We start from the raw sequence: 12,700 nt of genomic DNA on the forward strand, positions 1-12,700 counted from the left end.
GTTAGATTAGGGTAATTAATTTGTGGAGTGAACAATGATATTTGAATTGGATGGTATTCAACCAGTCTTAAAGGATGAAACCGTATGGATAGCAGAGACTGCTTCTGTCATAGGAAACGTGCATTTAGAGAAAAACTCTAGCATCTGGTTTAACGCTGTAATACGCGGTGATAATGATCCAATTACGATTGGCGAAAACAGCAATATTCAAGATGGATCTATTCTACATACAGACCCAGGAAAGCCGATTACCATTGGTAAAAATGTTACGGTAGGTCATATGGTTATGCTTCATGGCTGCGAAATTGGAGATAATAGTTTGATTGGGATGGGGGCCACCATTCTTAATGGAGCAAAAATCGGAAATAATTGTATTGTTGGGGCCAATGCTCTCATAACAGAGGGTAAAGAATTTCCTGATGGTACCCTGATTCTTGGATCTCCTGCAAAAGCTGCAAGAGAGGTCTCAGAACACGATAGATTATTGCTTGAAATGTCATCAAAAGTTTACGTTGCTAATGCAGATCGCTTTAAAAAGGGTTTAAAGAAAGTTTGAGTTTGATTTTCATTGAAACCTCTATATCAATACACTAATTATTAGTTCTTATTAATGAACCTCCTAACCTCAATGATTATGGTAAACAGTTTGATACAAGTTGATGAGTTAAAACACGTTGATCGCATCGCGCGCATTGAGATTGCCCGCAAGGTTGGTCGTATTATTCAACGTGAACAGAGTAAACACGATAGTGTTGACACCGATGAGAAAGAAGCAGCTGTTGAGATGGCAAGACTTCTCATTGAAGATGCTTCTATTGCTGTCAGAGAGGCGCTTTCCCTTGAACTGCGTCAGTGTCAGTACCTTCCAAAGGATTTAATTGACAGCATAGTCTCTGATATCGACCAAATTGCAATGCCTTTTCTTGTTGCCTCTGATGCAATTGATGACGGTTTTTTAGAACAGATGGTTCATGATTTCGGGGAAGCTGTTCAAGAGGCCATTGCCAAAAGAGATGGTTTGTCAGAACAAGTCAGTTTTGCAATCTGTGATGTTGCTGGTCGGGATGCCGTTGAGAATTTAATGGATAACGAGACAGCCGATGTCTCTAAGCGATCTGCAAAACGTGTTATTGATCGATTTACTGAAGATATTCCTCTTTTAGATAGGTTAGCCCAGCGGGCCGATTTATCAATCGATGTGGTCGAAAATTTAATTTTCAAATTGTCTCGTCAATATTCAGAATATTTGATGCAAAGGTTTAATCTATCAGAAGATTATTCATCTTATTTGACGACAATGGCCAATCGTACTGTCTTTATTTCTACCTTAAACATATCTCCGGTGAGAGAAATTCATAATTATATGGAGCAATTACATTCCGTAGGGCAGCTTTCTGCAGACCGACTTCTTGGCTATCTCCAGAGTAGTCATATCCGACTGTTTACTTCTGCTTTAGCTGTCATGGCTGATAGAAAATATGAAGTTGTGGATCAAGCCCTGAATGTTGGTGGAAAACAAGCCTTGAATCGTCTTATGAATGAAGCTAAAATTCCCGCAAACATTAGCGGCGTATTAAGTGTTGCTTTTGAACGTCAAGTGAATGTTCGATAAGGATTTTTACGCTTTTTATGTCTCAGCGTACGCTCATATTTGATAACCGATTTTGGTCTGCAGTCATGAAAATGATTGGTCAGACGTATATTAAAATGTCTGGTTGGAAAATAGACTTTAATGGAGTCCCAGCGAAAAAGATCGTTATCATCGCTGCACCTCATACAAGCAATTGGGATTTTCCTATTTTTATGGCTTTTGTTTTTACCCTTGGCTTGCGCATTAGATATTTAGGTAAGGATAGTCTTTTTAACATCCCTCTGATAGGCAGATTATTTTATTATCTTGGTGGATTCCCCGTTGAAAGACAATCCATCAAGGCCAATGCAATTATTGATACTGCTGTTGATCTTTTTGATCAACATGATGAATTAATCTTAGGAATTGCTCCTGAGGGGACGCGGTCAAAGGTTAAGAGATTTAAAACTGGATTTTACCGTATTGCATTACAAGCGAATGTACCTATTGGTTTTGCCTACTTAGATTCCAAGACAAAAATGGTCGGCATGAGTCAGAAAACATTCATCCCTACTGGGGATTTGGACAAGGATCTGGCCGAAATACAAGCCTTCTACGCTGATAAAACAGGTGTTAAGCCAACAAATCAATAGGTTAGACGTTTGGTGCCTATTGTTTCTTCCGCCATACAAGATACCGGATTGTAACACCATCACGTATACTTCGCCTTAATTTATGACTTTGCTCAACAATGTCTAAGGTCTTTTTTGCAAGGCTAATCGCATCATCGGCGGGCTGCCATTCATTCAAATTAAAATAAGCTTTTCTTATCTGTTCCGATGTTTGTTTGGTGACATTTACATTTTCAATCAAATCGAAATGATCAGGCAAATTATTCTTCTGTTTAGGAAGCTTATTAGAAACTTGAGAATAGAGAAAATAGCCTTTAGATTTCACCATCATCTGGATGCGGCTTGTCCATTCTTGTTGTTCTCTAAAAGATCGAAGATCATCTAAACAGATGAGTGCATCAAAACTTAGCCTCTCAATACGTATGGGGTCTGTTAAATGTTTGTCAGAATCAAGCTTTAGTCGAGGGTGAGTGCCCAGAGTATTGTACATATGGTCGAAACATTCAGCACGGCCTTCGAATGCTTCTACTTCATAACCGCGCTCAAGTAGACCTTTAACAAGGCGTCCACCACCGGGTCCAATAACTCCAATCTTGGCATTTTCAGGAAGCTGCATGCCCGTGGTAATAGTATCAATCTGGTCCAAGACAATGGGACGCTCACAGTAGTCTAAATCTTGACCATTAAACATTAAGTCTAGCGAGAGCGAAAATGCGAGTGATTCATCCATAGCGTGTTCCATATTTATACAGGCCGTTCATCTATTAAATCCATAGAAAAGCTCTATAGACAGTTTTTCAATATCCTAAATCAAAGTATTTCCATAGTTTTATCTAAAATTTTAAATAAACTTATCGCAATCTAGAGACAAATTGGATTTCCATTCAACTTTCGTTCAGCTTTATAGTCTTAGTCTATACTTATATTTGTAGGGGAGTATGGAATGAAGCATCATAAATTTCATTTATTATTCAGCGTAGCGGCTTTAACTTTATTATCGGCTTGCGGTGGAAGTGGCGGCGGAGGCAGTACGACCACTCCATTGCCGCAACCTGTTATCCCGACGCTCCCCACAGTCTCTGCGGACGATTACCGGACTGCTGAATATAATACTAATTGGGCCTTAGACGCTGTTAATGCAGCAGAAGCATACGCAAGCGGATACACGGGTAAAGGCGTAAAAATTGGAGTTGTGGACTTTAACTTTCTTTTAGAGAGTGATGATATTAACTATGCAAACTCAAGTGTGGGGCGCCAACAACAATGGGTTGATATTTACGAAGCTCAAATTGGGGATGAAGCTTCAACAACACCCCACGGTCATTCTGTTGCCATGGTTGCAGCGGGAGTGAAGGATGATCAAGGTGTGCACGGTTTGGCTTTTGATGCAGAAGTCATAGCTGTGGACTTTTTCTCTGGTGTAAATTTGGAAACTTCAACAGCAAATGGGGTTACCACATATACAGCCAACCCTTATCGTTATGCTGTCGAGCAAGGTGCTAAGGTCGTAAACAAGTCGCTTGGCTACGATGAAGACGACTTTATAACGAATCCCCCAGTCGTTTCAGAACGATTTCGGAATGAAGTTGATGCTTTTGTGGTCCTAGATGGCGGCCTATTGGTAACATCAGCTGGCAATAACAGCGACCCTGAGCCTTCCTTGTCTAATTTAGATACATTGAATACCCTAAGGGAAAATGATTTGCTGGATGGTCCTGGTGCTTTCATCATGGTCGGGGCCGTTGACGAGAATAACATTATCACCGACTTTTCAGATCGAGCAGGTACGGGTGACAGTCAAAACCATTTTATGGTAGCACCTGGCGTGCGCATTGTATCATACTGGGATACAGAGACTGAGGGTCCCGGTTTATACGAATTAAGGGGAACCTCATTCTCTGCACCGCTTGTCTCTGGTGCCGCTGCTTTACTTTGGCAGAGATGGCCAACACTGACAGCTGCTGAAATTCGTCAGATCTTATTCGATACAGCAACAGACCTCGGTGAAGCAGGTGTGGACTCGATTTACGGTCATGGTTTACTTAATGTGCAAAATGCTGTGTCTGCTCAAGGGACTGCAAAAATTGCTTCTATATCGTCGCCGTCTGGTTTTTCAGCACGAAATAGTGTCATTCAACTTCCAGGATCATTTGGAGACGGCCTTGCACTTGCGTCAGCGCTTTCAAGTGTCACTGTTTTTGATAAGTATAATCGTGATTTTCAAATGGATTTAGCAGGAGGTATTTATAGAAGCCTCTCTACGCCTCATTTAATGTCTTATCTTACACAAGGAGAAGGTTGGCATACAGACAATCTTAAAACACCGCTTGGTTATCTGAATTTTAGCTATAATTTTGATCAATCTCTTGATGCCTATATGGACCGAAGCGGCTATTTCGGAGAGCAACAAAAGAATAGGGTTCAAGAAGTATCCACTGTTTTTGAATTCAGTGCAGACTCATTGCCAATTTTAGGACCTGGTGTTTCTTACCGAATGGGCTTCGGGAGCAGTCTATCGACAGTTCTGGATCGGGAAGGGGATGTTTCCAATTCGGAAAGCTATATAGGACGTGAATTAATTCGAAAAGATAATGGTGCATTTAACTTTAGCAAAGATGTCTATGCTCTTGTTAAAAAACAGATATCTGATCATTCATTTATTCAGGTTGGCATAGCAGCAGGCTCAATACGAGAGACAAATTCTGTCTCTCAGTCTGGGCATGCCCTGAGCCCCCTTTCAGGGCTATCAGCAATCAATTCAGCCATTCATTCAGCAGTCTTTTCCTATGGATATCGCCGTAAAAAGTTTAGATATGCAGTTGATATTGGCGTTGTAAATGAACTAGGCAGTGTTCTCGGTGGCCAATCTGTTGGTGCCTTTGCTTTCGGAGAAGGGTCAGAAACTGTCTACGGTAGATTAAGATATCATCAGGCTTTAGGACAGACCTTGGCCTTTCAGGGGGCTCTTACTTTGGGCCTAAGTCAGATCAAGGGACTTAATCAATCTCTCTTTAGTGATTTTAAAGATGTAACCCTATCAAGCTGGAAAATGTCATTGGCGAAAAGTGATTTTATTCATTCCAAAGACACGTTAAAACTCTCACTTTATCAACCGCTCAGGGTTGAAAAGGCCATGGTTGATGTAACCTACGGACAGGGAGTGGACTGGGCTGTGAGTGACTCTGTGCTCTATAGCCGGGTGAATTTAGATTTAAGTCCTACAGGAAGGGAAGTATCCTCAGAAATTACTTACCAGCTCTCCCTGCTTGATTTTCAGTTTGGTTTAGCTATGGCTTATCGTGTAGATGCAGGACATCGAGAAGGCCTCAAGGATCTCTTGAGCGCTGTAACGATAAAATATAGGTTTTAAGAGCTAAATTATTAAGCATTTTAGTGCTTTTATAGTTGACAGGCGCAGGGTTTTCCTTATAACCGCGCTATCTGTTATGAGACAGTGTAAAAATTAATGAATGGTCAGGACAGTTTATGATCCTGTACCGCACAGACACTATAGTGCAGCGATTTAATGTCAGCACCCGTCTGTGGCGCAAGTTTTAAGGAGCGATTCAATGACAAAGCGTATTCAAGCGAAATATAAAATTGACCGCCGTATGGGCGAAAATATCTGGGGCCGTTCTAAGTCTCCTGTGAACACACGCGACTATGGCCCAGGCCAACACGGTCAGCGTCGTAAAGGGAAACTTTCTGACTTCGGTATTCAGCTTCGTGCAAAACAGAAGCTTAAAGGCTACTATGGTAACATTTTGGAAAAACAATTCCTTCGTTATTATAAGGAAGCTGTTCGTCGTAAAGGCGATACAGGTGAAAACTTAATTGGTATTCTTGAGTGTCGTCTCGATGCAATTGTTTATCGTTCTAAGTTTGTCCCAACAGTTTTTGCTGCGCGTCAATTTGTAAACCACGGCCATGTTTTGGTAAACGGTAAGAAATGTAACATTCCTTCTCGTCAAATCCAAGCTGGTGATGTTGTAGAAATTCGTGAGAAGTCTACTGGCATTCCAATGGTAATTGCAGCACGTGATACAGCTGAGCGTGACATTCCAGAGTATATTGCTCTGAGTGGTAACAAAGCGACATTTGTCCGTGTCCCAACACTTGACGAAGTACCTTACCCAGTTGTAATGGAACCAAATCTAGTGGTGGAATTCTACTCTCGTTAATCACGAGTTTAGACGCTATACATTTTGGAAAGGCTGTTCCTTTGGGACAGCCTTTTTCATTGTGATCTACCCTTTAAGAGATTGACTTTATCAGTGGTTATCGCCTTTATTAAAGCAATAAGACAATGTGAGAGGCGCCTGTGATACCTGAAATAGATTTAATTTTGATGCTAGCTGGTGCTGGTGTTGTTTCGGGATTTTTGGCAGGGCTCCTAGGCATTGGGGGCGGCATCGTAACAATTCCTGTTCAATTTATTATCTATAATCAGCTGGGTTTTCCTCAAGAATGGGTGATGCATATCGCCATTGCAACGTCTCTCGGCATTATCGTGGCCACGAATATCTCAAGTGTCATAGCACATCATAAGAAAGAGAGTGTTGATTGGAAAGTGATCAAAGATTGGTGGTGGATGCTCGCCATCGGTGCAATTTTGGGAGCACATTTTGCTACGACCTTAAAGACAGCAATGCTTGTCTATATTTTTGCAGGCCTTGGTTTTAGCCTTGCTCTTAAGATGTTGCTCCCACTTGATCATATTAAACTGGGCGACGCCCTCCCTACAAGGCGACCGCGATTACTGCCCCCCTTTATGATTGGTTTTCTCTCTGCTGTCATGGGTATTGGAGGAGGGAGTTTCTCTGTGCCCTATATGACCCTATATTCTGTCCCCATTCAAAAAGCTGTAGGGACGGCTGCTCTCGCCGGGCTAGTGATCTCTGTTGGTGGTGGGCTAGGCTATGTGGTGAGTGGTTTCTCTGTGCCGGGATTACCACAAGGCACTCTTGGATTTCTTCATATGCCCAGTCTTATTATAATTGCTTCAGCCGCCGTTATTCTAGCCCCACTTGGTGCTAAAGTAGCACACAAATTATCAAAAAGGGCCCTGAGTATAGTCTTTGGTTTATTCATAATCGTGGCTGTCACTCGGTTGATTTTAGCCGTATAAACAGGACTCTGATTATAATAAAATTGGCCCTACGGCTAAGGATATTCATCCATAATACCCTTGCATCTTAATGAACCCTCTACTAATGTGCTCCCCTAGTTGAGTATGATGAAAGATGGTCCCAATATGTCTTCGAAACCCCACGATTTTTTGACGGAATTCCCAAAGAGCTCAGAAGCTGAATGGAAAGATTTAGTAGAGAAAGCCCTTAAAGGGCGTGATTTTGACCGCGTAATGCAAAAAAAATCCTACAATGATTTTTTTATCCAAGGACTTTATAGCAGTAAACAAGAAGCTATTCATCATGGCGGCGAGAATAAGAGGGAAGTGCATCAGCCAGTATCATCTTCCCAAAATTGGTCAATTTGTGCACCTCATTGGAATGAGGATGCAAAAGCATCCAGTAAGGCGATCATAGATGACTTAGTGGGGGGAGCTTCTGCGATAGGTCTTCGATTTAAATCGGGCTATTTTCCCGGCATTGACCCTAAAGACCTGAAACAACTGCTTAAAGATGTATATCTAGATTATATCCATGTGAATTTGTTGCCCGGGGAGGATTTTATTCAAACCTCAACACAATATCTATCCTATGTGACGGCACACTATGACTTATCAAAACTCAAAGGGAATTTAGGATGCGATCCTATTGGAACCCTAGCGCAGACAGGACGTTTATCTCAAACTGTTGAGGCCGCTTTAGAGGGTGCAGCTAACCTTTCGAAAGTATGCATAGATAAGACACCAGGGATCAGTTGTTTCTCTGTTTCAACAACCGCTTATCATACAGCGGGAGCTAGTGAGAAGCAGGAACTGGCTCTCATGCTGTCCACAGGTCTTGAATATTTGAAAGCGATGGAAGAGGCTGGTGTTGATATAGAGAAGGCTGCAGGACAGATCCAATTCATGATTGTTGCAGACGCTGATATTTATATGACCATCGCGAAAATGAGGGCTGCTCGCCGATTATGGGGAGAAGTTCTCGCTTATTGCGGCCTTCCTAACGCGCCAATGAGATTATCCGCTATGAGTGCGGTTCGAATGGTTTCTGTTAGGGATCCCTGGGTCAATATCCTAAGATCAACAGCGGCTTGTTTCGCTGCGTCTTTAGGTGGGGCTGATGAAATAACTATTCTCCCTCACGATACAATGATTGGCATGCCAAGCGATTTTGCGCGGCGTATAGCGCGCAATGTTCAGGTTATTTTACAAGAAGAAAGTGGTCTAGGCCAAGTTGTTGATCCTGCTGCGGGGAGTTTTGCTTTCGAAACCCTTACGAGTGACCTTGTTAAGGCTGCCTGGTCTGAATTTCAACACATGCAATCCACTGGCGGGATCATGCACGGCCTTCAAATAGGGTCTATTCAAGCCAGTCTTGAAGATAATTGGTTAGAGATGCGTAAAGATATTTCAAAGCGTAAACTCCCCATTACTGGGGTCTCTGAGTTTCCAAATTTATTTGAAGACCCAATTGACACAGCTGGTCCCCAGCCGTCTTTTGTTCCTGATGCGGTTGAAGCGGCTGTTGAAATCAATCCCGTTGTTTTCCATCGCTTAGCGGAAGATTTTGAGACACTGCGCGATCAATCCGATCGGTATACAGCCGAGGAGGGGAAAAGGCCTTCTATTTTTCTTGCGAATATTGGTCCCGTTGCAGACCATACAGCGCGTGCAACATACGCAAAGAATTATTTTGAGGCAGGAGGGATCAAAGCTCTTGGAAATGATGGGTATACGGATATAGAGAAAATGGTCGCGGCCTATAAAAAAACAGGCTCTCGGGCTGTGGTACTCTGCGGTTCAGATAAAGCTTATGACCTTGGGGCTATGGACATGGTGAAGGCCTTTTATCAAGCCGGAGCAGACCTAATCTATATCGCTGGAAAAAGAAAAGAAGAGGCCGTTTTAAAAGAAGCAGGTCTCACAGATTGTATCTATATGGGGTCTGATGTTCTAACTATTTTATCTTTAGCACTTAATGAGTTAATGCAGAATGTTCAGGGAGAAGGTCATGAGTAACATTCCCAATTTTTCTACGCTGATGTTTAAGGGACAGGCAGAAGCTGCGCCTACAAAAGGGTCTCTTTGGGATACTCCTGAAGGCATTAACATTAAAGCATCCTATAATCAGAAAGACATTGAAGATATTGATGTTGAAGGGCAATACCCTGGGGCGCCCCCCTTTATACGCGGGCCTTATCCTACCATGTATGTTCAACGCCCATGGACAATTCGTCAGTATGCTGGTTTTTCTACAGCAGAAGAGTCGAACGCATTTTACCGTCGAAACTTAGCGGCAGGACAGAAAGGCCTTTCTGTCGCTTTCGATTTAGCTACTCATAGAGGCTATGATAGTGATCACCCCCGTGTCGTAGGAGATGTGGGTATGGCAGGTGTCGCCATAGATAGCATACTTGATATGAAGACCCTTTTTGATGGTATACCACTTGACCAAATGTCTGTATCTATGACTATGAATGGGGCTGTGTTACCTATTCTTGCTAACTATATAGTTGCGGCAGAAGAGCAGGGCGTTAGTCCAGACAAATTATCGGGCACAATTCAAAATGATATTTTAAAAGAATTTATGGTGCGCAATACCTATATCTACCCGCCAGCCCCTTCAATGCGAATAATTTCAGACATTTTTGCTTTTACGAGTGAGAATATGCCAAAATTTAACAGCATATCTATTTCCGGGTATCATATGCAAGAAGCAGGGGCGACCGCAGATTTGGAGCTGGCCTATACACTTGCGGACGGGGTTGATTATATCCGTGCAGGGGTTGAAGCAGGGTTAGATGTTGATAAATTTGCTCCCCGTCTTAGCTTCTTCTGGGCTATCGGTATGAATTATTTCATGGAAGTCGCAAAAATGCGTGCCGGGCGTTTATTATGGGCGAAACTTGTTAATCAGTTTGAACCAAAAAGTTCGAAGTCATTGAGTTTAAGAACTCACTGTCAAACATCAGGTTGGTCACTAACAGCACAAGATGTCTATAATAATGTAACACGTACCTGCATTGAAGCACTCGCGGCAACAGGAGGCCAAACACAATCACTGCATACCAATGCTCTGGATGAAGCCTTAGCGCTGCCGACGGACTTCTCTGCGCGCATCGCAAGAAATACACAGCTTTTCATTCAACAAGAAACAGGTGCTTGTGATGTCATTGACCCATGGGGCGGTTCTTATTACGTAGAGAAGCTCACTCATGAATTAGCCGAAAAGGCTTGGAAACATATTCAAGAGGTTGAAGAAATGGGCGGCATGGCTAAGGCTATTGAAGCAGGGATCCCTAAGTTAAGAATTGAAGAAGCTGCCGCACGAACACAAGCCCGTATTGACAGTGGCACACAGACTGTTGTGGGAGTAAACAAATATCAGCTTGAAAATGAATCTGATGTGGATGTTTTGAAAATTGATAATTCTGTGGTTAGGCAACAACAGATTGAAAAATTAGCAAAATTAAGAAGTGAACGCTGTTTGACTACTGTTGAGGGTGCTTTGACTGCGCTTACAAAATCTGCAGAAACCGGTGTAGGGAACCTTCTTGCTCTTGCTGTGGATGCTGCCAGGGCGAGAGCTACAGTTGGAGAGATCTCTGATGCATTAGAGAAAGTCTTTGGCAGGCATACAGCAGAGATTAAGGCTGTTAAAGGTGTCTATAAGCCAGCCTTGAAAGACAAGCAAGAAACACTCATTACGATTGAGGAGATGATCGCAAGCTTTACAGAAAAATTTGGCCGGGCCCCAAAAATAATGATCGCTAAGATGGGTCAAGATGGTCATGATCGTGGTCAGAAGGTTGTCTCAACTGCTTTTGCCGATCTAGGCTTTGATGTTGTTATTGGCCCCTTATTCCAAACCCCAGAAGAAGCCGCCAAAGACGCCATACAACATGATGTGCATATCATTGGGGCATCCTCTCTTGCCGCTGGCCACTTGACCCTTGTACCAGCCTTAAAAGAGCAGCTTTCTGAAGCAGGACGAGACGATATTATGATTATTACAGGAGGTGTCATTCCGCCTCAGGATTTTGCTTCATTGCATCAAATGGGCGCAGATGCAATCTTCCCTCCTGGGACAGTCATTACTGATGCTGCAATAGAGTTGCTGAGTAAGATTATGGATCGGCCAGTTTTATCGTAAGCAGTCTCTGTAGACGTTTGCTTTCTAGTTGCTGATAAGCCCTAAGGTATTGATCGCCTTGTTTAGGGCTTTCATTGTACGATCTGACACACGTTTGGCACAGGCCGCATAGTAAGGTGTGTTGGTCACAATATCTGAAAAGTGATTATGAATTCTAAGTGTCTTTTCTTGTCTCAATTCAGTATAGAGTAGCGAGCCCCTAATTGTCTCATAACCATATAATCTAAATGGCCAGATGTGATTGATCGCAGCAGGCGAAAGGTAGAAAGTTTACTTCTTTCGATGCCATTTCTATCAACATGATGATCTATGATTTCACCATATGATGTTTTAAATTGAGCAATTCCATTGAGGGGTTTTGCCGCGAAAAGAGCAGGCAAGCACTGAGGAGCATTAATATATATTTATAAATATTCATACCCTAAATTCTAGTCTAACAGTGTTAAAATTTCGGTATAAAAGGTTGGAATAAGTATTTATCGCTGAATATTAGCCCACTCATAATATTTAATCAATTCCCCCGTTTTCTCAAGGGTATCTGAAGCGAGTTCCAAAAATAAAGGAGCAATTTCAGCCGTTGTTGGGAGCGAGGAAGGATCCTCACCTGGAACGGCTTTTGCCCTCATCATTGTTCTGATGGGACCAGGATCAATCAGGTTTGCCTTAATTTTTGAGGCTTTCGTTTCTGCCGCATACGTTAATACTAATTCTTCTAATGCAGCTTTAGATACAGCGTAGCCACCCCAATATGGTTTGTGTTTATGAGCTGCTCCAGAACTTACAAAAATTGCTCTACCAGCATCAGATTGCTTCAAAAGTGGATCCATTGATCGAAGAAGACGCCAATTAGCTGTGAGATTGATGTTAAGAATATCCCCCCATTCTTTTACATCCATATGTGTGATAGGCGTGATAGCGCCCAAAATGCCTGCATTACCAACGAGAATATCTAATTTTCCCCATCGTTCATAAATCAGGGCACCTAAGCGATCTAAAGCATCCCCATCTTGAAGATCAAGAGGGGCGATCGTACAAGAGCCCCCTATCGCTTGAATTGTATCATCTAATTCTTCAAGGGCTCCTTGAGAGCGTGCTCTTGCAACAGCGATTACATGCGCCCCTTCTTTCGCATAAAGCTCTGCTACTGCACGGCCGATACCTCTGGAGGCCCCTGTAATAAGGGCGAGTTTACCTTTTAGAGAGTGTTCTGACATCTC

10 protein-coding genes are annotated in these 12,700 nt (G+C 42.6%); 8 read left to right on the plus strand and 2 right to left on the minus strand.

Annotation, left to right across the window (positions count from 1 at the left end; all coding sequences use genetic code 11):
- The first annotated feature begins 34 nt into the window (after nucleotides 1-34).
- Genes QGN29_RS11220 through QGN29_RS11230 form a run of 3 tightly spaced genes read left to right on the plus strand, consistent with a single transcriptional unit; the run spans nucleotide 35 to nucleotide 2,223 of the window.
- Complete coding sequence (locus tag QGN29_RS11220; protein ID WP_310797954.1) at nucleotides 35-556, plus strand: gamma carbonic anhydrase family protein; 522 nt, start codon at nucleotides 35-37, stop codon at nucleotides 554-556.
- Nucleotides 557-610: 54 nt separating this feature from the next.
- Nucleotides 611-1,612 (plus strand): DUF2336 domain-containing protein, encoded by a 1,002-nt coding sequence (locus QGN29_RS11225; protein WP_310797955.1) that lies wholly within the window; start codon nucleotides 611-613, stop codon nucleotides 1,610-1,612.
- 17 nt (nucleotides 1,613-1,629) lie between these two features.
- The gene (locus QGN29_RS11230; protein WP_310797956.1) at nucleotides 1,630-2,223 is read left to right on the plus strand and encodes a 1-acyl-sn-glycerol-3-phosphate acyltransferase; all 594 of its coding nucleotides are present in this window, start codon (nucleotides 1,630-1,632) and stop codon (nucleotides 2,221-2,223) included.
- Nucleotides 2,224-2,239: 16 nt separating this feature from the next.
- Here QGN29_RS11230 and QGN29_RS11235 read toward each other — a convergent pair whose 3' ends face one another.
- Complete coding sequence (locus QGN29_RS11235) at nucleotides 2,240-2,932, minus strand: hypothetical protein (RefSeq protein WP_310797957.1); 693 nt, start codon at nucleotides 2,930-2,932, stop codon at nucleotides 2,240-2,242.
- Nucleotides 2,933-3,145: 213 nt separating this feature from the next.
- Between QGN29_RS11235 and QGN29_RS11240 the strand changes: the two genes are divergently transcribed.
- The 5 genes from QGN29_RS11240 to scpA all read left to right on the plus strand — a co-directional run bounded on the left by QGN29_RS11240 (nucleotide 3,146) and on the right by scpA (nucleotide 11,483).
- On the plus strand, nucleotides 3,146-5,572 hold the full coding sequence (locus QGN29_RS11240) for a S8 family peptidase (protein WP_310797958.1): 2,427 nt from the start codon (nucleotides 3,146-3,148) through the stop codon (nucleotides 5,570-5,572).
- Nucleotides 5,573-5,771: 199 nt separating this feature from the next.
- On the plus strand, nucleotides 5,772-6,383 hold the full coding sequence (gene rpsD, locus QGN29_RS11245; RefSeq protein WP_310797959.1) for a 30S ribosomal protein S4: 612 nt from the start codon (nucleotides 5,772-5,774) through the stop codon (nucleotides 6,381-6,383).
- Between the two features lie 140 nt (nucleotides 6,384-6,523).
- Nucleotides 6,524-7,330 carry a sulfite exporter TauE/SafE family protein gene (locus QGN29_RS11250; protein ID WP_310797960.1) on the plus strand — a complete coding sequence of 269 codons (807 nt, stop codon included), beginning with the start codon at nucleotides 6,524-6,526 and terminating at the stop codon, nucleotides 7,328-7,330.
- Nucleotides 7,331-7,456: 126 nt separating this feature from the next.
- Nucleotides 7,457-9,349 (plus strand): methylmalonyl-CoA mutase family protein, encoded by a 1,893-nt coding sequence (locus QGN29_RS11255; protein ID WP_310797961.1) that lies wholly within the window; start codon nucleotides 7,457-7,459, stop codon nucleotides 9,347-9,349.
- Nucleotides 9,342-11,483 carry a methylmalonyl-CoA mutase gene (gene scpA, locus QGN29_RS11260; RefSeq protein ID WP_310797962.1) on the plus strand — a complete coding sequence of 714 codons (2,142 nt, stop codon included), beginning with the start codon at nucleotides 9,342-9,344 and terminating at the stop codon, nucleotides 11,481-11,483. The genes QGN29_RS11255 and scpA overlap by 8 nt, the downstream gene beginning before the upstream one ends.
- 476 nt (nucleotides 11,484-11,959) lie before the next feature.
- On the opposite strand, the gene QGN29_RS11265 is transcribed toward scpA, so the two are convergent.
- Nucleotides 11,960-12,697 (minus strand): SDR family NAD(P)-dependent oxidoreductase, encoded by a 738-nt coding sequence (locus tag QGN29_RS11265; RefSeq protein WP_310797963.1) that lies wholly within the window; start codon nucleotides 12,695-12,697, stop codon nucleotides 11,960-11,962.
- Between the last annotated feature and the right edge of the window lie 3 nt (nucleotides 12,698-12,700).

It is taken from the genome of Temperatibacter marinus (assembly GCF_031598375.1).
GTDB lineage: Bacteria > Pseudomonadota > Alphaproteobacteria > Sphingomonadales > Kordiimonadaceae > Temperatibacter > Temperatibacter marinus.

Coding starts and splice junctions, on each gene's coding strand:
- QGN29_RS11220 (WP_310797954.1), top strand. CDS start 35: ATGATATTTGAATTGGATGGTATTCAACCAGTCTTAAAGGATGAAACC.
- QGN29_RS11225 (WP_310797955.1), top strand. CDS start 611: ATGAACCTCCTAACCTCAATGATTATGGTAAACAGTTTGATACAAGTT.
- QGN29_RS11230 (WP_310797956.1), top strand. CDS start 1,630: ATGTCTCAGCGTACGCTCATATTTGATAACCGATTTTGGTCTGCAGTC.
- QGN29_RS11235 (WP_310797957.1), bottom strand. CDS start 2,932: ATGGATGAATCACTCGCATTTTCGCTCTCGCTAGACTTAATGTTTAAT.
- QGN29_RS11240 (WP_310797958.1), top strand. CDS start 3,146: ATGAAGCATCATAAATTTCATTTATTATTCAGCGTAGCGGCTTTAACT.
- rpsD (WP_310797959.1), top strand. CDS start 5,772: ATGACAAAGCGTATTCAAGCGAAATATAAAATTGACCGCCGTATGGGC.
- QGN29_RS11255 (WP_310797961.1), top strand. CDS start 7,457: ATGTCTTCGAAACCCCACGATTTTTTGACGGAATTCCCAAAGAGCTCA.
- scpA (WP_310797962.1), top strand. CDS start 9,342: ATGAGTAACATTCCCAATTTTTCTACGCTGATGTTTAAGGGACAGGCA.
- QGN29_RS11265 (WP_310797963.1), bottom strand. CDS start 12,697: ATGTCAGAACACTCTCTAAAAGGTAAACTCGCCCTTATTACAGGGGCC.